The organism is Micromonospora sp. NPDC047730 (genome assembly GCF_043204765.1).
Classification (GTDB): Bacteria; Actinomycetota; Actinomycetes; order Mycobacteriales; family Micromonosporaceae; genus Micromonospora.
The window spans coordinates 400,534-421,873 of sequence record NZ_JBIDCU010000001.1 but is presented as its reverse complement, the minus strand read 5'-3'; the positions used below and the strand labels follow the sequence as shown (position 1 = coordinate 421,873).

At 70.9% G+C, this 21,340-nt stretch carries 20 protein-coding genes; 17 read left to right on the top strand and 3 right to left on the bottom strand.

Annotated elements, in window-relative coordinates:
- Positions 1-87 precede the first annotated feature (87 nt).
- The 15 genes from ACGF5G_RS02025 (at position 88) to ACGF5G_RS01955 (ending at position 15,552) form a co-directional block, all read left to right on the top strand.
- Positions 88-855 (top strand): BTAD domain-containing putative transcriptional regulator, encoded by a 768-nt coding sequence (locus ACGF5G_RS02025; RefSeq protein WP_393258083.1) that lies wholly within the window; start codon positions 88-90, stop codon positions 853-855.
- Between the two features lie 201 nt (positions 856-1,056).
- Positions 1,057-1,284 (top strand): thioviridamide family RiPP peptide, encoded by a 228-nt coding sequence (tvaA, locus tag ACGF5G_RS02020; RefSeq protein WP_393258081.1) that lies wholly within the window; start codon positions 1,057-1,059, stop codon positions 1,282-1,284.
- 152 nt (positions 1,285-1,436) lie between these two features.
- Positions 1,437-2,393, top strand: coding sequence for a phosphotransferase family protein (locus tag ACGF5G_RS02015; protein ID WP_393258079.1), 957 nt, complete (start codon positions 1,437-1,439; stop codon positions 2,391-2,393).
- On the top strand, positions 2,390-3,400 hold the full coding sequence (locus ACGF5G_RS02010) for a T3SS effector HopA1 family protein (RefSeq protein ID WP_393258076.1): 1,011 nt from the start codon (positions 2,390-2,392) through the stop codon (positions 3,398-3,400). The genes ACGF5G_RS02015 and ACGF5G_RS02010 overlap by 4 nt, the downstream gene beginning before the upstream one ends.
- Before the next feature lie 26 nt (positions 3,401-3,426).
- Positions 3,427-4,296: a phosphotransferase family protein gene (locus ACGF5G_RS02005; RefSeq protein ID WP_393258074.1), complete on the top strand. Its 870-nt coding sequence runs from the start codon at positions 3,427-3,429 to the stop codon at positions 4,294-4,296.
- A complete protein-coding gene (locus tag ACGF5G_RS02000) occupies positions 4,293-4,910 on the top strand; it encodes a flavoprotein (RefSeq protein ID WP_393258071.1) in 618 nt (205 codons plus the stop codon). The genes ACGF5G_RS02005 and ACGF5G_RS02000 overlap by 4 nt, the downstream gene beginning before the upstream one ends.
- A 1-nt stretch (position 4,911) precedes the next feature.
- Positions 4,912-6,129: a 50S ribosomal protein L11 methyltransferase gene (locus tag ACGF5G_RS01995; protein WP_393258069.1), complete on the top strand. Its 1,218-nt coding sequence runs from the start codon at positions 4,912-4,914 to the stop codon at positions 6,127-6,129.
- Complete coding sequence (locus ACGF5G_RS01990; RefSeq protein WP_393258067.1) at positions 6,126-7,481, top strand: YcaO-like family protein; 1,356 nt, start codon at positions 6,126-6,128, stop codon at positions 7,479-7,481. Before ACGF5G_RS01995 ends, ACGF5G_RS01990 begins: the two co-directional genes overlap by 4 nt.
- 11 nt (positions 7,482-7,492) lie before the next feature.
- The gene (locus ACGF5G_RS01985) at positions 7,493-8,215 is read left to right on the top strand and encodes a TfuA-like protein (protein ID WP_393258065.1); all 723 of its coding nucleotides are present in this window, start codon (positions 7,493-7,495) and stop codon (positions 8,213-8,215) included.
- On the top strand, positions 8,181-9,065 hold the full coding sequence (locus ACGF5G_RS01980) for a phytanoyl-CoA dioxygenase family protein (protein ID WP_393258063.1): 885 nt from the start codon (positions 8,181-8,183) through the stop codon (positions 9,063-9,065). Before ACGF5G_RS01985 ends, ACGF5G_RS01980 begins: the two co-directional genes overlap by 35 nt.
- Positions 9,066-9,156: 91 nt before the next feature.
- Complete coding sequence (locus ACGF5G_RS01975; RefSeq protein ID WP_393258061.1) at positions 9,157-9,882, top strand: C1 family peptidase; 726 nt, start codon at positions 9,157-9,159, stop codon at positions 9,880-9,882.
- A gap of 82 nt (positions 9,883-9,964) precedes the next feature.
- Complete coding sequence (locus ACGF5G_RS01970; protein ID WP_393258058.1) at positions 9,965-10,138, top strand: hypothetical protein; 174 nt, start codon at positions 9,965-9,967, stop codon at positions 10,136-10,138.
- Between the two features lie 97 nt (positions 10,139-10,235).
- Positions 10,236-11,117 (top strand): hypothetical protein, encoded by an 882-nt coding sequence (locus ACGF5G_RS01965; RefSeq protein WP_393258056.1) that lies wholly within the window; start codon positions 10,236-10,238, stop codon positions 11,115-11,117.
- Between the two features lie 41 nt (positions 11,118-11,158).
- The gene (locus ACGF5G_RS01960) at positions 11,159-13,339 is read left to right on the top strand and encodes a B12-binding domain-containing radical SAM protein (protein WP_393258053.1); all 2,181 of its coding nucleotides are present in this window, start codon (positions 11,159-11,161) and stop codon (positions 13,337-13,339) included.
- A 203-nt stretch (positions 13,340-13,542) separates the two neighbouring features.
- Positions 13,543-15,552, top strand: a complete 2,010-nt coding sequence (locus ACGF5G_RS01955) for an FG-GAP-like repeat-containing protein (RefSeq protein ID WP_393258051.1) — start codon at positions 13,543-13,545, stop codon at positions 15,550-15,552.
- Between the two features lie 103 nt (positions 15,553-15,655).
- Here the strand turns inward: ACGF5G_RS01955 and ACGF5G_RS01950 are convergent, their stop codons facing one another.
- Positions 15,656-16,942, bottom strand: coding sequence for an alpha/beta hydrolase family protein (locus ACGF5G_RS01950; protein WP_393258049.1), 1,287 nt, complete (start codon positions 16,940-16,942; stop codon positions 15,656-15,658).
- Between the two features lie 279 nt (positions 16,943-17,221).
- Between ACGF5G_RS01950 and ACGF5G_RS01945 the strand changes: the two genes are divergently transcribed.
- Positions 17,222-18,160 carry an ATP-binding cassette domain-containing protein gene (locus tag ACGF5G_RS01945; protein WP_393258047.1) on the top strand — a complete coding sequence of 313 codons (939 nt, stop codon included), beginning with the start codon at positions 17,222-17,224 and terminating at the stop codon, positions 18,158-18,160.
- Positions 18,157-18,984, top strand: coding sequence for an ABC transporter permease (locus ACGF5G_RS01940; RefSeq protein WP_393258045.1), 828 nt, complete (start codon positions 18,157-18,159; stop codon positions 18,982-18,984). The genes ACGF5G_RS01945 and ACGF5G_RS01940 overlap by 4 nt, the downstream gene beginning before the upstream one ends.
- Positions 18,985-19,021: 37 nt before the next feature.
- Here ACGF5G_RS01940 and ACGF5G_RS01935 read toward each other — a convergent pair whose 3' ends face one another.
- Together ACGF5G_RS01935 and ACGF5G_RS01930 are read right to left on the bottom strand one after the other, a co-directional pair.
- Positions 19,022-19,678: a response regulator gene (locus ACGF5G_RS01935; RefSeq protein WP_393258043.1), complete on the bottom strand. Its 657-nt coding sequence runs from the start codon at positions 19,676-19,678 to the stop codon at positions 19,022-19,024.
- 109 nt (positions 19,679-19,787) lie between these two features.
- On the bottom strand, positions 19,788-21,299 hold the full coding sequence (locus tag ACGF5G_RS01930; protein WP_393258041.1) for a sensor histidine kinase: 1,512 nt from the start codon (positions 21,297-21,299) through the stop codon (positions 19,788-19,790).
- Positions 21,300-21,340 lie beyond the last annotated feature (41 nt).

Below are 21,340 nucleotides of genomic sequence, written 5' to 3'. Positions count from 1 at the left end.
CGCGATTCCTGGAACGCTCGGGCGACCAAACCGGCGATAGGGGAAAGTTACTCATCGGTATTACGGTTCGGAATTCTCGGGCCCACCGTGGCGTGGAGCGCCGACCCCGGCCGTGACAAGGAAGTCGAGCAGGCGCTCTCCGAGAACAAGGCCCGCAGCGCGCTCGCCGTGCTGCTCTTACGGGCCAACCAGTTCGTCACCCAGGCGCAGCTGATTCATTCGCTGTGGGACAACCCGCCGGACTCGGCGCGGTCCAACGTCCGGTCCTACGTGGCACAGGTGCGCAAGGCGCTCACGATTGCCGAAGAAAGTCCGCCAAGGCTGTCGTCGGTCAAACGGGGCGGGCAGTCCGACGGCAATTCCTACCGGTTACGTGTGGAACCCATGGAATTGGACGCCGACGTCTTCGTACGCCTGGTCCGGCACGCCGACGAAGAGGCCCGCGCCGGCGCGGTGGCCGCCGCCGCGTCCACCCTGCGGGTGGCCCTGGGACTGTGGCGGGGCGACGCCGGCCACACCGACCTGGCGGTGGCCGAGGCCCTCCGGGCGCAGATCGAGTCCCTCAATCAACTGCGGCTGGTGGCGTACGAGGATCTGCTGTCGCTCCAGTTCCGCCTCGGGGAGCACCGGCTCATGATCCCGGAGATCCGCGCCCTGCTGGCCGAGCACCCGATGCGGGAAGGACTTTGGGCTCACCTCATGCGCGCCTACTACCGCTCCGGCGACATCGGCGGGGCCCTCGGCGCCTACCAGGAATTCTGGCGCATTCTGGACCGCGATCTCGGGGTGCAGCCGGGCGCCATGCTCCAGCAACTGCATCGGTCAATTCTGCGCCGCGACGACGATTCGGTGTGACGCGCCCACAAGACCTTATCAGGACATTGCGGTGCGACGGCGACGATCGCCTTCGGCCGGCTTGTTTCGGCTGCACCAGATGACCGGAGAAGCAATAGTGATCTCCGGCCAACATTCGCTCGACGCGTTCGCCATGCGGCGCCGTGCGAGGCTCCTCCTGCCGGCTCACCGCGAGCCGAAATCTCTATCCTGGGAGGAAATATGACTGCTCCAGCCGAGAGCATCGAGGATCTGATCAGCCAGATCCAGGCCGACGAGTCCAACGCGGCCACGGCTGTCGACTCAATCGACGCCTCGTTCAGCGAACTGGCCGGCGTCTCCTCCGAGGAACTGCAGAAGTTCCTCGAGGAGCAGGTCGGAATGAACCCGGACGAGGGCGTTCAGGGCACTTTCGTTTCGGTCGTCGTGACGCCTGCGACCCACTGCTGAACCAAGCAGACATGACGGAAAGCACAGGGGCACTCGAGCTTCTGCGCGCCCGGGCGCTGGGGTTTTTCACCCCGCGCCCGGGTCGGCGCCTGGCTCCCCGCCAGATTGGAAACGATCTGGCGGACTTCCGGCCCGATTACGCGGTGCTCGCGATGCTGGGCCTCGAGCAGGAGCGGATCGTGCGGGTGGAACGGTGCTCCTCCCGGCGCGTCGTCCTGATGGTCGAGCTCGACGACGGGACGGCACGCCTGGTGAAGTTCCCGGACACCGACACCGAGCTTGACAACGACTACGAGCGGGTCGTGCTCGGCATGCTCCGGGAGCTCGACCTGTCGCCGCGGGCCCGGCAGGCGGTGCCGCACATCACCGCGTGCGGCGACGGCACCCGCGCCATCGCGCTGGACGTGGTGAAGGACTGCGACAGCCTGCGGGAGCTGACCCAGCGCGATCCGGCTGTCGACGTGACCCATCTGGTCAACCTGGCCGCCGCCCTGGCCGACCTGCACAAGGCGCCCATCGCGGAGGCCTACCGGAAGTACCCGGAATGGCTGCTCCACCCGCCGGTGCCGACCAACACGCTGCTTACGCCGTACGAGTACGCCTGTGGCGCCGGCCTCGACTTCGACGTCTACCTGCGTGTCATGCAGCAGCTCGAGCCCGAGTTCCAGGAGCTCCACGCGCAGTGGCGGCCGGACACGATCGTCCACTACGACTTGCGGGACGACAACATCCTCTTCCCGCGCGACCCGGGCAGTGACTGCCCGGTCCGGCTCATCGACTGGGAGCTCGCCGGCTTCGGCGACCCGTGTTACGACGTCGGCTATCTGGTCGGGCAGTTCCTCGTGGAGTCGGTCCGCCGGCACGGCGACGTCGAGGCACTGCGGACGGCACGGCGCAACGCCCGCACGTTCCTGTCCGCCTATCGCGCGCTGACCGGCATCCCGGACGACACCGAGCTGCGCATCCTGCGGTATGCCGGCGTCGCTCTGCTGCTCCAGGCCGCGATGCGGCTCCAGCAGCTCGGCATGCTCACCCAGGTCGGCCACCTGTGCCTGCTCTACGGCAAGCGACTCATCGCCGATCCGACCCCAAAGGTGATCATGAAATGACGATGTACCGCGACGTCATCCGCCGCATCGCCGACGAGGTGGTGATCCTCGACGAGAGAACCTTCTCGCACCCCCGGTTCGGGCGTCTCACCCCGCCACGGGACATGGAGGCGCGGTCCGACTATCCCGTGGTGTCCTATCTGTCCCGCGTCATCTACCTCACCTACTACGCCGGTGACGACGCCGCCGCCCGCCTGCTGATCGGCGGCGGGAAGGTGGCCGCCGCGTTGGTGGATCACGAGGACTACGCGTTCACAGAGCAGATCCACGCGGCGAACACGGGCACCGGATACCGGGTTCCGGGCTGGCGCGTCCGGTCCCCCCGGGACGATGCCTGGCTGATCGAGAAGGACGGCATCACGGTGCTGGCCGCCGCCGATGACCTGGTGCACGACGGCCCGCTGGCGCCTGACGACGAGGTCGCGGTCGTGCTGCCGCCCTGGCGGCGCTACGCGGTGCTCGGCTGGTACATGGCGGTGGGCGACGAGGGCCCCCCGCACAAGTCCGACGAGTCCACCATGGTCCGGGTCTACTTCACCCTGGCCGGCCCGGACGCGGCGCCGGACGTGATGCGCGTGGTGACGGGCGAGCTGAACCGCCGGAAGGTCCCCTTCAGCTTCAAGCTGGCCAACCATCCGAGCGCCTACGTCCGGCGCGACGCTGGCGTGCTCTACCTGCGCGAGGCCGACTGGCTCGATCACGAGTCCATGGTGCCGGAGATACACGGGCAGCTCACCGGCCGGCTCCGGGACGACCGGCCGTGCTTCGTCAAGCCGCTGCTGCCCGGCATCTCGTTTGCGGTGGAGCCGCAACTGAGCGGGCGCACGGTCAGCTTCGGCGAGAACCGGTGCACGCTGGTGGCGGAGGGCCTGGTCGCCGCGCACGCCGGCGGTGTGACGGATCTGGAGGGCCGAATCGAGGCCGTTGCCGAGCGCTTCCGTCAGGAGGGCCTGTCCATCGAGCGCCCGTACGAGGCGCCCCAGCCGCTCCTCGGAGCCGCGCCGTGACGGCCGGCGCCACGACGGTGACGACGGTGCGATCGATGGAGGGCCCGTTCGTGGCGCGTCGCTGTGTGCGCTCGGGGACCGGGTACCGGTGGTTCGAGCAGGCGCACGCCCCCGGCGACTATCTGGACGCCGCCCAGCTGCAGCGCCTCTCCGGCTCGCTGCCCGCCGGCGACGTGCCGGCTGCGCCGGCCGAGCTGGTCCGGCCCGACCTGGCGACCTGGCCGGTTCTCCCCACTCCGATGCTGCTCTGCGACCCCCTGTTCGGGGCTCCGCCGGACGCGGACGCCGGAGCGTGGGAGGGCGCGTGCACCGCACTCGGCGCGTTCCTCGGTCGGCTGCACGCCGTACCCGCCGCCGAGGTGTCGTTCCTCCCGGGCCGGCGCCGGGCGGCCTGGCTGCCCGCGGCGTCCGCCGTCACCCACCGAGTCGCCGCAGCGCGCACCGACCTGATCCGGCGCAGCGACGGGGTCCTCGCGTTGGCCGCCTCCGCCGCCGGACCCCCGGCACGGCCGGACTGCCTGGTGCACGGCCGGTTCTCGTCCGGACTGGTCGTACCGCTGGATCGCCCGGTGGTCATGGGCTGGCGCGAGGCCGGCGTCGGCGACCCGGACCGCGACCTGGCCTACTTCCTCGCCGAGCTGATCGAGGCCGCCGCCGTGGGGACCGGCGCCGCGCGGTTCCCGGCGCTCGTGCGCTGCTTCCTCGCCGGCTACCGCACCGTGGCCGGGCAGCCGTGCCTCGACCGGCTCCCGGCGCTGGTCGCGGACCGGCTGCTCGAGCACTACGCGCAGGGCGTCGTCGCGGTCGGCTCGGCGGACCACGTCGAGCAGGTGGCGGCCGCCGCCACAGGGCGGTGGCGGGAACTCGCCGATCTTCTCCCGAAGGGTGACCGGTGACCGGGACGCGTCACGACTTCAGCGAGATCCGCCTTCTGGTCTTCGGAGCCGGATCCGTCGCGGTGCTCGGACTGCCGCACATCCTGCTGTGGCTCAAGAACCGGCTGCGGCTGAGCCGGATCCGGGTCGTGCTGACGCCCATGGCCACCCGGCTCGTCACCGTCGAATCGATCCGCCGCGTCGCCGGGTGCGAGGTGTACGTCGAATGGGACGACCTGCCCGCCGACGCGCGCTCGCACGTGTCGCTGGCCGAGTGGGCCGACGTGGCGATTGTGCTGCCGGCCACCGCGGACTTCGTCGGCAAGCTGGCCCACGGCATCGCCGACAACCTCGCCACCTCGACGATCATGGCGGTCGCCGCCCCGGTGATCGTGGTGCCTTCGACCAACGCCACCACGTGGGCGAAGCCGGCCGTACGCCGCAACGTCCAGCAACTCAGGGACGACGGGTTCACCGTGGTCGAGCCCGTGGACGGCCTGGCGGTCGCTGGCGACACGTCGGAGACCGGCTCCATGGGCGACTACCGGACCGCGTTGCTGCACGCCTTGATCCGGGCCGCCGGTGGCGCACCGGACGACCATCACCGCTCCGAAGCAAACACATTGGGGGACTGACATGTCCGTAGGCTCCACCACCGTTCTCCGTCGGGTTCCCGAACTCCTGGTCGAGGTCGACAGCGCCCATCAGGTGCGGATCCACCACGACCGGCGGATCTTCGAGTTCGGGCAGCACGCGATGTCGCTGCTCGACGTGTTCTACGAGCCGCGGTCGGTGGCCGAGGGGATCCAGCGGCTGCGTCCACGACTCACCGGTCACCGCGCTGTGGAGGAGCTCATCGGCACGCTGACCGCGATGGTGAACTCCGGCATCCTCACCACGGACGCGCCGGACGGCTACACCGATCTGATGTTCCCCATCGGCGGTTACGGGCTGGCGTACCTGAACATCGCCATCCTCGAGGACCCGCTGCGCAAGAACCTGTTCATCAAGGCGATCGAGGAGACGGTCACCCCCGACGACGTCGTGCTGGACCTCGGCACCGGCTCCGGGATCCTGGCGATCGCTGCGGCCCGCGCCGGCGCCCGGCACGTCTACGCCCTGGAACCGGCCCGCTCCGGTGACCTGGCTGCCAAGGTCATCGCCCACAACGGCTACGCCGACCGGGTGACCATGATCCGTGGCTGGTCCACCACGACCGAACTGCCGGAGCGGGCGACCGTACTGACCACGGACATCGTCGGCAACGACTGCCTCGACATGGTGATCTGGGAGAACCTGCAGGACGCCCGTCGGCGGCTACTCACCCCGGACGCCCGGCTGATCCCGGAGTCCTTTGAGTCGTACGTCTATCTCGCCTGCATGCCCGAGGACATGCGGGCCCGGCACCGCGTGCTGCCTGAGCACATCAGCCGCTGGCAGGACCGGTTCGGGGTCGACTTCTCGCCGATGCTTGACGAGGACATGAAGCGGGTCGCCGGCTTCTACGAACGTCCGGAACGGGTGCAGGAGTGGGAGCCGCTGTCCGAGCCGGTGCCGCTGTACAACCTGAGCCTGCACAACGACGTACGGAAGTTCTCGAACACGGTGACGGTGCCGGTGTCCCGTCCCGGTGTGGTGAACGCCGCGATCGTGTTCTTCAAGGGGAAGATCGGGCCCACCACCTATCTCTCCACCGCACCGTGGGACGGCGGCGACCGCAGCCACTGGTTCACCGCGGGCTGGGCCTTCGCCGAGGGGCACCATGTGAAGCCCGGTGACGAACTGACGCTGACCTATCACTACGAGGGCGACGGTCGCGCCCGCATCGCACTGGACGGGGAGGGGACGCTGTGAAACTACGCACCAGCGCACCGAAGGTGAACGGTGTCGGCACCCATCGGGAGATCACCAGCGCACAGACGTACGCCAGGATACAGCCGCACCTGCTACGCGCCGGCATCACCCGGGTCGCCGACATCACCGGCCTGGACCGGATCGGCATCCCGGTCTACAACGCCATCTCGCCGCGCTCGAACGACATCATTTCTGTCTACAACGGCAAGGGCCTGACCGCGATGGACGCCAAGACCTCCGCGGTGATGGAGGGCATCGAGCGCTTCTCCGCCTGGCTTCCCCGCCGCCCCGACGCGATCGCCACCTACAACGAGCTGGTCGCGCAGGGTCGGTCGGTGATGCACCCCAGCGAATATGTCTTCGAGCTGGCCCCGTACTACACCGACGACCTGCCGATCTCCTGGACCCTCGGGTACGACCTGCTGAACGAGGAGGAGGTGCTCGTCCCGCAGGACGGCGCCTGCTACTCCCCGAAGTTCCACGAGGCGCCCTGCTACAAGATCACCACGACGAACGGCCTGGCCTCGGGCAACACCATCGAGGAGGCCATCTGCCACGCGCTGTGTGAGGTGATCGAACGGGACGCCATCACGATCAGCGAGGTCCTCAGCAGCCAACTCAGCCAGGTCCTGGAGAAGGGCCTGTCGTCGGTGCCCGCCCAGTCCCGGGAGGTGACGGGCTTTCTGCGCGAACTCAACCCGCACGTGGCCGTGAGCTCGCTGCCGGAGCGCGCCCAGTCGCTGATCGCGAAGATCCACGCCGCCGGCCTGGAGATGCGTGTCATCCAGCTGAACAGCGACCTCGGCATCCCAAGCTTCATGGCGGCCACCGCCGAGGACATGGGCCCGACGGTGTCACAGGGGCACGGCGGGTTCGGCACGCACCCGGATGCCGAGGTGGCGATCATCCGGGCCATCACCGAGTGCGCGCAGGGCCGGGTGGTGGACATCCAGGCGATGCGCGAGGACATCAGCCTTCCGGGCAGCGACGTGCCGAAGCACATGTACCACGTACGCCGGTCGTCCACCTTCGACAAGGGCGCCTGGATCTGGAAGCCGATGGGCCGGGTGCTGGACGCCGCCGACCTCCCCACGTACCAGCACGACGACGTGATGGACGATGTCCGGCTGATGCTCGGCCGGCTGCGCAGCAGCGGCATCCGGCGGGCCGTGGTGGTCGACTTCTCGCCGCCGCACATCCCCGTCAACGTCGTCCGGATGATCGTGCCCGGCCTCGAGTCGTGGGCGGTCGACCACTGCAAGCTGGGTGACCGAGCGACGGCCGCCTGGAAACGCGCGGTGCAGGAGATCTCGGCACGGCACCGCACCCTCGCCACCGCGAACGCACGCTGAGGAGCGCACCGATGAGCGCTGTTGTCTATCTGGGCCCGAGTCTTCCCGTCCCGGCCGCAGCTGAGGAACTGGAAGCCGAATATCTGCCGCCGATCGCCCGTGGCGACCTGGCGGAGATCCTGCGTCGGCCGGTGCTGCCCCGCGCGATCGGCATCATCGACGGCAAGTTCCTGTCCACCCTGTGCGTGTCGCCGAAGGAGGTGCTGGAAGTCGTCGACCGCGGCATCAAGGTCTTCGGCTCCTCGAGCATGGGCGCGCTGCGGGCGGCCGAGTGCCACCACTGGGGCATGGTCGGCGTCGGCAAGATCTTCGAGGCCTACCGTACGGGTGAGGTGGACGCCGACGACGAGGTCGCCATCGCCTTCGACGAGGAGACCGGGGCGCCCGTCTCCGAACCGATGGTGAACCTGCGTGTCGCCGTCCGCGCGGCGCTGGAGTCCGGCGTCGTTCGTCCGGCCACGGCCGAGGCGTTCCTGCAGGCAGCCAAGGACATCTACTTCCCGCAGCGGACCGCCCGCGCGACGCTGCTCGCCATCCGCGGCAGGGTGCCCGAGGACGAGCACGCTGCCCTGTCGCGGTACTTCGCCACGGACGCGCCGGACGCCAAGGCGGACGACGCCCGGCTGCTGCTGCGCACCATGCGCGACTACCTCGCCGGCAACCAGGGACAGAAGGTCGAGCGTGCATTGGGGGTGCACCGTGGCGGAGTCCCCCTCGCGGCTCAGGCCGGCTGAGATCGAGCACTTCTGGCAGCAGGGCTACCTGTTCCCGGTCGAGGTGCTGACACCGGCCGAGGTGGACCAGGCCCTTGCCGCCTACCGCGCCTATCGCACGGTGACCGGTCGGGTCGGCGGCCTGCTGCGCCGCCGCTGGAACTATCCCAAGATCCACCTGGTGGCCCGGTGGGCGGACGCGCTGGTCCACCACCCACGACTGCTCGAAATCGCGGCCAGCCTCGTTGGGCCGGACCTGCTGGTCTGGTCGACGAACCTGTTCGTCCGGGCCGGGCACAGCAACAGCCGGCTGGCGTGGCACCAGGACGCGCCGTACTTCGGGTGGGAGGGCGCCGACGGCAAGGTGGTGCGCATCTGGCTGGCGCTGACCCCGACGAGCCGCCGCAACGGTACGATGCTGTACTGCCGGCGCTCGCACGAGGCCGGTCTCGTCCGGCACGAGTTCGTCGACCGGACGATCGCCGGCCTGATGCAGGGCGAACAGGCCGACTACGACGTCCAGGAGAAGGACGTCGTGGCCGTGGAGATCGGGCCCGGTCAGGCCTCGCTCCACCAGCCGACCACGGTGCACAGCAGCGGGCCGAGTTCCACCGACGAGGAGCGGATCTGCTTCGCGGTGGACTATCTGTCGCCGTCGATCCGCCCGCTGCACGGGCCGGACAGTGCCCTGCTCGTGCAGGGCAAGGACCGTTACCACCACTTCCTGCCCGAGCAGCGGCCGGCCGCCGACTTCACACCCGAGGCCCTGCGTGGCTTCCGCGACGCGGTCCTCATGCGTGACCAGCGGTTGGCCAAGGTCATGCAGGTCGTCCACGCCGAGCGGGTCACCGAGCGTGTCGGCGGCGCCTGAGCCGCCGGGTCGCGCCGGCCGCGACCCGGCGCCGTTCCACTGGGACGGCGCTGCCATCACGCCACCGTGGCCGGCGGAACCGGAGGGCCGGGTGACGCTGGACGGCTGGTTCCCTCCGGTGATCGACCAGGGCACGGTGCCGCTGTGCACCGCGGCGGTGGTGACGGCGCTCGCCGCCTACTTCGCCAGGCGCGCCCGGCACACCATGGTCCAGCCGTCGGTACTGTTCAACTACCGGATGGCGCGCCGCCTGATGGGCACGCCCGACCGACGCGGCGCGCACATCGAGTCGAGCATCGCCGCTTGGCAGCGGTTCGGCCTGCCGGACGAGGCCTCCTGGCCGTGGGACGCCTCGACGGTGAACGCGGATCCGCCGACGGACCTCGCGCCGTCGCCGGACTGCCCGGCGGAGGTCACCTCCTGGCGCATCCGGCGGGACTCGATCGACGCGTCCCGCTACCTCGCAGTGCTGCGGGACGCGCTGCGCGTCGGGCTCCCGGTGGCGTGCGAGTTCCCGCTGTACGTCTCGCAGTTCGCCGCGATCGGCACTGGCGTCATCCCGATGCCGCGGGAGAACGAACGGTCGCTGGGCCGGCACATCGCCCTGCTGACCGGCTTCGACGACGCCGGCCGGCACTTCCGCGTCCGTAACAGCTGGGGACCGGAATGGGGCGAGCGGGGCTACGGCGTGCTGCCCTACGCCTACATCGAACAGGGACTGGTGGGCGACAGCTGGCTGGTCGCCGAGAACAGCTGGACCGTCCCGGCCAGCGTGCCGGTCGGGGAGCCCCTCACCGGAAGGCAGCGCCTTGGTTGACCAGCAGACCCCGGTCCGGTCGCGCCCTCTGCTGCCCCCGGCGCCGCCGCGGGTTCGGGCGACCGCCGCGGGGAGCGAGCCGGTGTTCGAATCGATCGGCCGGATGGCGTGCGACGACCTGCGGCGAAGCGCACGGGCCGCCGGCCGGCCGCTCACCGGCCCGGACCTGTCGGTCCTCGACTTCGGGTGCGGCTGCGGGCGGGCCCTGCGGCACTTCGACCCGGAGATGGTGAGCGACAATTGGCGAACAGAATGATCGGGGAAGGTGAGACCGTTCGCCGTGGCCGGTCAGGCGGCGGAGACGAGGACCAAGTTGTTCCGGCCGAGCTTTCCTGTCTCAAGGAGGTGGACCGGTGAACGAGCCGAAACGCGCCGGTCGTTCCCCTGCGCACGATCCCCCGCGTCTGATGCCGAAGCTGTTGAAATGGACGGCCGTCTCGGTGATCGCCGTCGAGTTGCTGCTGGTGGCCACCGGCCTGCTCGATCTCGGCGACGCGGTGGTGATCGCAATCGGGCTCGAACTGCTCTGCGGCGTGCTGGCGCTCGCTCTCGCCGTCACCGCGCGGGTGGTCTACCGCCAGTTGCGCCGCGAGGGTGAGAGCCGGTGGGAGGCGTTGTTCCAGGCGGCCGCAACCGTGCTGCCCCGGCCCATAGTCATGCTGCTGCACCAGGAACTCGCTTCACTCGTGTCGATCGCTCTGCTCGTCCGCGGGCGCAAGGACGTACCGGCCGGCGCCAGCGTCATCAAATACGGTTCGACCCACAAGGTGTTCATCATCGTGATGATGGTGATCATTCCGGTGGAGGTCATGCTGGTGGAGTTCCTCGTACCGTGGGCCTGGTTGCGGACGGTGCTCCTCGTTTTCGCCATATACAGCGCGATCTGGTTGTTCGGTTTCTACGCCGGCCTGCACACGCGGCCCCATTACATCGACTCGAGTCGTCTGGTAATCCGCATGGGGCACCTGGCGGCGGTTTCTGTCGACGTCGGTTCCATCCGCTCCGTGCGGCGCGATTACCACCCCAAATACAAAGGGCTGGTGGCCGTCGCGGACGACTACGTGGCGGTGCCGGGCATGAGCGGCACCGTGCTCACGGTGACCCTGGCCCCGGAGACGCCGGTGCGGATCCGGGGCCGGGAAACGGTGCACGCCGGCGAGGTCCGGTTCGACACGGACGACGTCGAGGGCGCCAGCCGGTCCATCCGGGAGCGCGCCGGCTCGCCCCAGGGCTGAACCGCCGAGGCCGCTCCGCACTGCCATGACGAGGAGGACACATGCGTCCGGCCCTGATCTATCCGCCCCTGACCGATCCGACCTGCGGGTACCACTCGCTGTGTTACCTCGACTCGTACGCCCGGGCACAGGGGCAGGCGGCCGCGACGATCATCGACGCCAACATCGAGGCGTTCCACCACTCTTACACCGACGTCCCGTACGACTGGCTGATGCGCCAGGCGTCGGTGCCGTCGGTGTTCGACGGGCGGATGCCGGCCGCCGCGGCCGCCGCCATTCGGCTGCGGGCCGGCGAGGTGTCGCCCGAGCAGACGGCCGAGGCGGTGCGAGTGTTGCAGGACCCGGTGCGGTTCTACGACTATCCGCGGTACCAGCACGCCGTCGAGACCGTCACCGGCTGGATGAACACGCTGGGTGCCGCCGGGCTGCCCGGGCAGTTCCACAACGGCTTCGATTTCCAGCCGTACGACCACTTCAACCCCTCGTCGGTCCGGGACCTCACGGACGAGGCGACGCTGGCCCGGCTGAGCAACGCGTTCACCCCCTACTACCAGGAGCGGCTGCTGCCCCGGCTGGTCGCTGGCGGGCACGACGTCGTCGGCATCAACATCACCTTCGTCTCGCAACTGCCGTTCGCGCTGTGGATGGCACGGCTGATCCGCCGGGCGCTGCCGGGCGTGTTCCTAATGGCCGGCGGCACCGAGGTCTCCGACGTCTGGAAGTACGCCCTCGACAAGAACATGGTCTTCCAGATCTTCGACGTGTTCGACGCGCTGGTGGTGGGCGAGGGTGAGACTGCGTACCTGGAGATCCTCGACGCCCTCGACGCCGGCCGGCTGCCCAGCGGCCACCCCAACGTGCGGCTGCACCCGAGGCACGGGATCGGCCGGGCCCTGCCGATGTTCAAGTACGAGCAGCTGGCCACTCTGCCGACGCCGGACTACTCGACGCTGCCGTGGGAGCAGTACCTCAGCCCGGAGCCGTTCGTCTACTATTCGCCGACCCGAGGCTGCTACTGGAACAAGTGCACGTTCTGCGACTACGGCCTGAACGGCGACAGCCCGACCAGCCCGTGGCGGCAGGATCCGGTGGACAAGATGGTCACCGATGTCGGTGCCATCTCCCAGTTCGCCAAGTTCATCTACTTCTCGGTCGACGTCCTGGCGCCGGCGACGATCCTGCGGTTCGCCGAGCGGGTGGTCGAGATCGGCCTGGACTTCCGTTGGGGTGCCGAGATCCGCCTGGAGAAGTACTGGACGGAAGAGCGGTGCCGCACCTTGAAGGACAGTGGCTGCGTCTCCGTCTCGGTGGGGTTCGAGTCCGCGAACCAGCGCGTCCTCGACCTGATCGACAAGGGCACCACGCCGGCCCGCGTGTCGCAGACGATCGACGCCATGACGAGGGCCGGGATCGGTGTGCAGATGATGGGATTCACCGGCTTCCCCTCCGAGACGGTGGAGGAGGCGATGGAGTCCGTCGACTTCCTGCGTGAGCACCGTGACAAGTGGACGTTCGGCGGGCTGGGCACGTTCATGCTCACCTCGGGGTCGATCGTCGCCAAACAGCCCGAACGGTTCGGGCTGCGCAACGTCGTGCCCTATCCCGGCCACGACATCGCCCGGGCACTGAGCTTCGAGCAGGTCGGCGGCGCGCCGGGCGACCGCGCGCTGGCCGAGTTGGAGAAGGCCAAGGCGGCGCTGACCGGCAACGACCTCGGGCGGCCCTGGGTGGGCGGCACGGACTGCGCGCACACGTACTTCTATCAGGACCGGTACGGCATGGACATCATGACCGTGGTGGGCCTCGCCCAGCCGGACCGCGAGGTCAGCTACGTCCTCAACGGCACGGTGATCCCCCGGCCGGAGCCGGAGGTCGCGCAGGCCTACCGGTACTACTTCCAGTGGTCTGCATCCGCCGGCGCGACCCCGCCCGGCCGGTTCGCCTTCCGCCGCGTCGACGGCCAGTTGCACTTCATCCCGGACGGTCTGGTGCCGCTGCTCCAGCTCTTCACCGTGCCGCGCACCCTGCCGGAGGCGGAGTCGGCCCTGGCCGCCGTGCCCGCGTCGGTCGCCCAGCGGGCCTGGGAGCACCTGGTCAGCCGCCGGCTCGTGCGTGCCGAGTCACGCCGCGACACTGTCCTCGCCGGAGGTCATCCACCGGTCGAACAAGATAGGGACGGCCAGCCCGCCCGGCCGCCTGACTGGGTCCCGCAGACTGTGTAGAGATCATCATCTGAGCCGACTTCTCTCGTCGGCTGCCGTCGCAGCGGGGGCGAGGCGCTACCCGGCGCTGCGTTCGGACGGCCGGCGGTGGACCCGTGCCGGCAGTGACGTTCCCATATGCGTCAGCGCTGTTGCGTACGACGGAATCCCCGGGATCTGGAGAGTGCATGTTGTCGCAGAAGCGAAGGCCAGGCCGTGTCGTGATGGCCCTGCTGACGGCCCTGCTCGCGGTGATGGCGTCCACCACACCGGCGTTCGCGGCGGCCCTGACGCCACCGGCCTCGGTCAGCGCGGCGGCGGTTTCCGCGTCCCGGGTCGAGGTGAGCTGGCAGGCCGCGGCCGGTGCCAGCAGCTACGAGGTACGGCGCGGAACCGTGTCGGGTGGCCCGTACGCGCCGGTGGGAACGGCCACGGGGACGTCCTACGTCGACGACACCGTCGCGCCGGAGACGACGTACTACTACGTCGTGCGGTCCCGTTCCGACAAGCGGGCGTCGGGCGACTCGACCGAGGCGTCGGTGCTGACCTCGCTTCCGAAGCCCGTCGGCGTGCGGGCGACCGGGGCGGAGACGAGCATGACCCTGCGTTGGCAGGGCGTGTCCGGCGCCGCGCGGTACGAGATCGTCCGGCTGAGCAGCGCGGCACCGGTAGAGACGGTGGTCGGCACCACGACATCGACGGAGTACGTGGACACCGGCCTCACGGTCGCCACCCGCTACGTCTACTGGATCCGGGCGGTCGCGGCGGGCGGCGCCACGGCCACGTCCGACGCCGTACGGGTCTACACCGGCCCTGCCACGACGACGACGGTCACCGTGTCCCCGGGCTCGGTGGAGCAGGGGCAGCGGATCCTGCTCATCGCGAGCGTGCGCTACGCGGACGGTCGGATTCCCAGCGGTGAGGTGGCGTTCATGTCCGCGGCCGGCGCGGTCGCGTTCGCCAGCGTCCACGGCACCGACGGCACGGCGATCGCCATGGTCGACGGCAGCGGATGGACCCCGAAGCCGGTCTACGCGCAGTTCCAGGGGTACGACTGGCAACCGGCCGGGGCGAGCGCGTCCGCCGACGCCGCGCCCGTGGTCACCCAGCCGTACGGCTCGGTGGTCTTCGACGGCCCCTCGTGGCTGAAGCTCGGCTCCCGGGAGGAAGCCGTCGCCGCCGGCGACCTGACCGGCGACGGGCTCTCCGACGTGGTGGTCACGACGACCGAGTACTCCGACGACGCCCACGACCACTCCGCGTTCCTGTTCGTGCAGGAAGCGGAGAACCAGCTCGTGCTGAGGCAGCAGGTGGCGATGTCGACGCCCACCGGCGGCAGCATGTACCCGGTCATCGGTGACGTGGACGGTGACGGCGCCAACGAACTGGTCGTCGCGACGGGCGACGGGGTCGACGTGTTCCGCCGTACCGGGACCGGGCTTTCCGCCGCCGAGCACCTGTCGTTCGCCGACGACCTGATCGACCTCAAGCTCCGCGACCTGGACGGTGACGGCCGGACGGACATCGTCGCGGTGAGCGACAACGGCGTCCTCGTGCGGTACGGCGACGACACCGGTGGCTTCGCCCCCGCGGCTCTCGTCTCGCCGCACCGCGGCTTCGTGCTGGACGTGGTCGACATGACCGGGGACGGCCGGCCGGACCTGGTGGTGCAGCTCGGACAACTGATCCGGATCAGCACCCAGACGGCGCCTCGATCGTTCGCCGACCCGGTGGGATACCAGGCTCCCGCCGGGTACCTGCGCGTGGTCGGTTCCATGGCCGTCGGCGACGTGACCGGGGACGGCAGGAAGGACGTCGTCGTCACCGTGTCCGGCAACGCGCCGGACGCCCAGGTGCAGGTGCTCACCCACGACGGCGCAGGCGTGCTCGGACAGTGGATCCGCTACCCGGTCTACGAGGTGCCGGACGCGATCGCCATCGCCGACGTGAACAACGACGGTCGTGACGACGTCGCCGTCACCCACGGCGGCTGGAGCTCGGCGGGCGTCCTGCTGCAACGGCCGGACGGCTGGCTGGGCAACGAGTTCCGCGTCTCCCAGCTGCCGCCCGCCAGCTCCTTCACCCCGCGCGGTCTCGCGGTGGCCGACATCAACGACGACGGCCTGAAGGATCTGCTGATGGCCAACTACAACTACGGGCTCGTGGTGGTGCCGCAACGCCCCGTGGCGACGTCGGCGGCGACGTCGACGAAGGTCCAGGTGGGTCGGCCCTGAGCGACGACGGACAACGCCGCTCCCGCCTGGCAGGCGCTGGGGCGTAGGGGCCGAGGACGCCGCCGGCCCGCCTTGTCGGGCCGGCGGCGTCCTCGACGGTTGGTCAGCGGACGAAGGTCACGTCGGGGTGCCTCGGCGACGGGCGGTCGAGCAGCGCCCGGGGTCGCTGGCGGAGGTGCTGGTCGAAGAAGGCGGTGAGGTAGGCGCGTTGGGCGGCGACGATCCGGCCCGGGTCGACGGTGCCGATCAGGCCGGTGACGAGTCCCTCCGGCAGCGGGAACGCCGCGTCGAGTTGCGGCAGCAGCACCTGGTGGTCGGTGAAGGTGAAGTGCTGGCCCTCGGGGACGTACAGGTCGAGTTTCCAGCCGGTCGAGTTCGCCCAGAACGACCGCCAGTCCGGGGCGTCCAGGTGGGTGTACGGCCTGCCGCCGACGAGACCGGCGCCCATCAGCAGGAACGGGCGGTCCAGCCCGTGCTCGGCCACGTCGCCTAGGTCGTCCCTGCCGTACGCCATGCTGCCGTCCAGGTCCGCTCCGGCGTCCAACCGCCGGTCGGCGAGCATCGCCTCGGCGGTGGTGAAGCCACCGGCCGAGTGGCCGAACATGCCCGCGCGGGACAGGTCCAGCGCGGCGCCGAGGCCACGTGGAAGTGGGCGCTTGCCGGCGTCGGGGTTGCCGCCGCGGGCGAGGACGGCGAGCTGGTCGAGGACGAACCGGGTGTCCTGGATCCGGGTGCGGATCTGTGCGCGCATGAGGTCGGCGGGTTCCAGGTCGGGTAGGCGCTGCGTCTCCACGCGTCCGCCGGGAAACTCGACGACCGGAGCCTCGTACGTGTGGTCGACCGTCACCACGACGTAGCCCCGGCTGGCCAGTTCCTCGACGAGGACAGTGCCCTCCGCGCGGGGCCGCTCGCCGCCGGGCGAGTAGACGACCACCGGGAATCCTCCGCGCTTGGCACGGGCGGGCGCGCCGGCACGGGCATGGGTGGTGATCCCCGCCCAGTCGACCTGCCCGGCGTCGATGCCGAGCATGCCGGCGAGATTCTCGCCGTACCGCTGCGCGGCCAGCGGCGGCAGGTACGGCGCGAGTGGTTCGCCGCCCGCCGGGCGAGCCGGGTACCAGACGGTGACCATGAGTTCCCGCGGCTTGGCGGCCACCCACGGATCGGGCCGGCCGTGGTCGACCAGATGCAGTTCGGTGGCGGCGACGGGGTACGGGCCGGTCGGTGCGGGAAGACGCAACCGCAGCGGCGCGCTCATGGCCGGCGGGGCCGAGCCTGATTTCGGGTCCGGTGAGGCCTGGGCGAGAGCCGCCGGCGCGGTCGACACCATCGCCGCCGACACCGCGACCGCGGCGCCGCCCAACAGCCATCGTCGAGAAATCGTTCGCATGCGGCAAGGCTCGCCCGGGGCGCTCGCCGACGGCATCTGCCGGAAGTAACCATGTCGCCCCTGAGAAATCTCAGGGGCGGCGGGCCTCGGGCCGGGAGACACCACAGTGGACGGCAGGTCGGGCCGGCCACGGGCCACCGTCCCGGCCCCGCGCTTCTCGACGGCGGGCGCACCCGGGTCCTGACTTTCGTCAGGGCCGACCGATGCCGATCGGCGGCTGTGCCCCGCCCCGCCGATTCCTAGCGTCGACGTCGAGATGGCACCTTCACCGGGAGAACAATGATCACATTAAGCGGGTTGACGAAACGCTTCGGCGCGACGACAGCCGTCGACAACCTGACCCTGGACCTCGCCCCGGGCCGGGTCACCGGTTTCCTCGGCCCGAACGGGGCCGGGAAGTCCACCACGATGCGCATGATCGTCGGTCTGGACCGGCCCACCGCCGGCGAGGCGCTCATCGACGGCCGGCGGTACGCGACCCTGCGGCACCCGCTGCGCGAGGTCGGTGCGCTGCTCGACGCCAAGGCGGTGCACCCGGGGCGGAGCGCCCGCAACCACCTGCTGGCGATGGCCCGCAGCAACGGCATCCCCACCCGGCGCGTGGACGAGGTGCTCGCCACGGTGGGCCTGACCACCGTCGCCGGCAAGCGGGCCGGCACCTACTCCCTTGGCATGGGCCAGCGCCTCGGCGTCGCCGGCGCCCTGCTCGGCGACCCCGGGGTGCTGATGTTCGACGAGCCGGTCAACGGACTCGACCCGGACGGGGTGCGCTGGGTCCGCCAGCTCATGCGGTCCCTGGCCGCCGAGGGACGGACCGTCTTCGTCTCCAGCCACCTGATGAGCGAGATGCAGCTCACCGCCGACCAACTCGTGGTGGTCGGCAAGGGCCGGCTCCTCGCCGACGCCCCGATAGCCGAGGTCATCGGGGGCAGTTCGTCGACGGCGGTGCTGGTCCGCAGCCCACAACCGGCCGGCCTGGCCGAGCTGCGGCGCCGGCTCGTCGCGGCGGGCGTCGCGGTCCAGCAGGAGGCGGACGGCGCGCTCGTCGTCACCGGCGCCGGCGTCGAGCGGGTCGGCGACCTGGCGCACGAGATCGGCGTACGCCTGCACGAGTTGAGCGTGCGCGAGGCGTCACTGGAGGAGGCGTACATGGAACTGACCGCCGACGACGTCGAGTACGGCGCGCTGGCGACCACCCGATCGGGGGCGCGGAGATGACGACGGCCACGACGACCCTGCCCGCCGCCGACCGGTCGACCCGGCGCGGCGACCCGACCGGCGGCGGCCTGACCGGTGCTGTCGCCAGCGAGTGGACCAAACTCTGGTCGGTGCGCTCGGTCTGGTGGAACCTGCTCGCCAGTGCCCTGCTGATGGCGGCGGCGGCCGGGCAGGAGGCCATCTACGTGGTCAACGAGAACACCAACGCCGACCCCGCCGACGACCCGGGGGTGGTCGGTGTCGGTACCGTCGCGATCAGCTCCGTGCTCCTGGCGCAGTTCACGGTGGTCGCGCTGGCGATGCTGGTGATCACGGCCGAGTACGCGACCGGCACGATCCGGAGCACGCTGCAGTGGACCCCGTCACGGGGCCGACTGCTGCTGGCCAAGACCGCCGTGGTCGCCGTGGTCACGTTCGTGGTGGGCGCGCTGCTCGGGGCGCTGGGCTCCGCCGTCGCCGACCCGGTGCTCGGTGGGTGGGGCCGGTTCCGGGCGGGGGAAACCGTCGGCGACGTGCTGGCGGTGGCCGCGTACCTCTCCTTGATCAGCGTCTTCACCCTCGGGCTCGGGACGGTGCTGCGTAGCGCGGTCGGCACGCTGACCACCGTGTTCATGATCCTCATGGTGGTGCCGATCTCGCTCGGCGCCCTCGACATCGAGTTCGTCAACCGGCTCGTCGACGGGCTGCCGGGGGTGGCCGGATCCCACTTCATGAGTGGCGACACCGACCCGTACCCGCCGGCGGCCGGCCTCGCCCTGCTCGCCGCGTGGGCCCTCGCGGCGATGCTCGCCGGTTACGCGGTGCTGCGGTCCCGGGACGCCTGATCCGGAGCCGGGTGGCGGCGGTCCGACACGACCGCCGTCACCCGGCGTCGTCCACCAGGCCGGCGTCGTACGCGACGATCGCGGCCTGCACCCGGTTCCGCACGCCGAGCCGGGCGAAGATCGTGCTCAGGTAGCTCTTCACCGTGCCCTCCACCAGGAACAGCCGCCGGGCGATCTCCGCGTTGGACAGCCCCGCCCCGACCAGCGCCAGCACCTCACGTTCCCGGTCGGTGAGCGTCCCGATGCGGCCCCGGGCGGCCGGGCCGCGGGCCATCCGCGCGCCGCCCAGCTCGATCACCCGCCGGGCGATCCCCGGCGACAGGTAGGCGCCGCCGTCGGCCGCCGCGCGCACCCCGGCCAGCAGTTCACGCGGATCTCCGGCCTTGAGCAGAAAACCGCTGGCCCCGTCACCGAGCGCCCGCGCGACGTAGTCGTCCTCACCGAAGGTGGTGAGCATGAGCACCGCGGTGGCGGGCACGAGCCGACGGATCTCCACGGCGGCCGCGAGCCCGTCCAGCTTCGGCATCCGGATGTCCAGCAACGCCACCCGCGGCCGGTGCGCCCGGGCCAGGTCGACGGCGGCCCGCCCGTCCGCGGCCTCCGCCACCACCTCGATCTCGGGATCCGCCGCCAGGATCACGCGCACCCCGGCCCGGATCATCGCCTCGTCGTCGGCCAGCAGGACCGGGATCACCGCATCTCCTCGGGGTCGGGCGCGGACGGCATTCGGCCCGCGCGGGAACGCATCGCGTGAATGACGAGCCCGGCAGCCGAGCCAGGTCGTCGCCGGCCGCCGACCGCCGTCAGTCGGACATCCGGTCCTTGGTCAGCAGCCGGCCCTCGGCGAAGCAGAGCCGGTAGGCGGCCTGGCCGAGGGGGAAGTTGCCGTCGGTGTAGAACTCACAGGAGGCGCCCGGGGGTAGCGACCAGTCCGTCGAGTCCGGCCGTTCGACGACCTGGCGCTCCGGCAGCAGGCCCCGCAGTTCGGTGCGGTGCTGGCCGATCCGCATCCGGTCGAAGTCCGCCGGTTCGAGGACCGCGTCGAAGGTGGCGAACGGGTAGTAGGCCAGTGACAGCACGCCGGCGGCCACCACCGGGGCGGCCACGGCCACCACGAGGCTGCGCCGCACCCGCCGCCGCGCCTCACGCAACCGGGTCGCCGACGCCGGCCGGACCGGGCGTACGCCCTCGTCGGCGTCGACCGACACGGCGCCGGCGGCGTGGGGCAGGCGGGCGGTGACCTCGAAACCGCCGCCTCGTGGCCCGGCGCTCAGCGCGCCGCCGGCCAGCCGTACCCGCTCCCGCAGGCCCAGCAGGCCGGAACCCGTCGAGGCCACATCGGGCGGCAGACCGCCCGGCGGGGGCTCGTTCGCCACGCTCACCACCGTCTGCTCGGCCGAGCGGGTCAGCAGGACGGTCACGGCGGCGCCCGGCGCGTGCCGGGTGGCGTTGGTCAGCGCCTCCTGGACCACCCGGTGCACCGCCCGCTCGACCATCGGCGGTGCCGGCGCCTCGGACCCCTCCCACCTGAGCCGGACCGTCATCCCGGCGTCGCGGGCCCGCCCCACCAGGTCGGCGACGCCCTCGGCGGCCGGCCGGGTCGGAGCCGGCGCACCGTCCTCCCGGAGCACGCCGATGATCTGGGCGAGCTGCTCGGTCGCGGCGGTGACGCTGGCACGCAGCTCCCCCGCCGCCCGCCGGTGCCGCTCGTCGAGGTCGGTGGCCACCTCCAGCCCGCCGGCCTTCAACGCGATCAGGGCCAGGTCGTGGCCCAGGGAGTCGTGCATGTCCTGGGCGATACGGGCCCGCTCCCGCATCCGGGCCCGCTCGGCGGCGGCGCGCTGCTGCCGTTCGAGCAGATCGGCGTGTTCCCAGCCGGCGTGGACGAGCGCCCGCTGCTGGCGGCGGTGGCGGCCGACCAGCCAGGGGAACACCCCGACGAAAAGCAGGGTGGTGGTGAGGAAGAACCAGGTGGTCACGCCCGAGCCGAGGACGCCGACCGTCAGCGCGGTGCCTCCCGCCGCGATCACGGCGAACGTGTACGCGGCCGGGCGGGCCCGGGGCATCCGCAGGCCCACCAGGTAGCTCATCACAGGGACGGCGAACACGAAGTTGCCCTCGAACGCGGTCGGCACCACGACGATCAGCAGGGAGACCGTCGGGTGGTGCCGGCTGACCACCACCGCGAGGGCCATCAGCAGGAGGCAGCCCACCAGCCGCCAGCCGGCGTACGGGCCGGTCGGGGCGACGACCAGGTCCCAGGCGATCGGCGCCGACAGGACCGCCCAGAGCGACACGTCGGACAGGACCTTCACCCACGATCCGGCCTGCCCACCGGAAGGCGGCCCTCCGGAGC

What these genes read in the sequence shown, in the direction of transcription:
- ACGF5G_RS01960 (WP_393258053.1), top strand. Translation starts at nt 11,159, where the DNA reads ATGCGTCCGGCCCTGATCTATCCGCCCCTGACCGATCCGACCTGCGGG.
- tvaA (WP_393258081.1), top strand. Translation starts at nt 1,057, where the DNA reads ATGACTGCTCCAGCCGAGAGCATCGAGGATCTGATCAGCCAGATCCAG.
- ACGF5G_RS01945 (WP_393258047.1), top strand. Translation starts at nt 17,222, where the DNA reads ATGATCACATTAAGCGGGTTGACGAAACGCTTCGGCGCGACGACAGCC.
- ACGF5G_RS01955 (WP_393258051.1), top strand. Translation starts at nt 13,543, where the DNA reads ATGGCCCTGCTGACGGCCCTGCTCGCGGTGATGGCGTCCACCACACCG.
- ACGF5G_RS01950 (WP_393258049.1), bottom strand. Translation starts at nt 16,942, where the DNA reads ATGCGAACGATTTCTCGACGATGGCTGTTGGGCGGCGCCGCGGTCGCG.
- ACGF5G_RS02015 (WP_393258079.1), top strand. Translation starts at nt 1,437, where the DNA reads ATGCTGGGCCTCGAGCAGGAGCGGATCGTGCGGGTGGAACGGTGCTCC.
- ACGF5G_RS01995 (WP_393258069.1), top strand. Translation starts at nt 4,912, where the DNA reads ATGTCCGTAGGCTCCACCACCGTTCTCCGTCGGGTTCCCGAACTCCTG.
- ACGF5G_RS02010 (WP_393258076.1), top strand. Translation starts at nt 2,390, where the DNA reads ATGACGATGTACCGCGACGTCATCCGCCGCATCGCCGACGAGGTGGTG.
- ACGF5G_RS01985 (WP_393258065.1), top strand. Translation starts at nt 7,493, where the DNA reads ATGAGCGCTGTTGTCTATCTGGGCCCGAGTCTTCCCGTCCCGGCCGCA.
- ACGF5G_RS01940 (WP_393258045.1), top strand. Translation starts at nt 18,157, where the DNA reads ATGACGACGGCCACGACGACCCTGCCCGCCGCCGACCGGTCGACCCGG.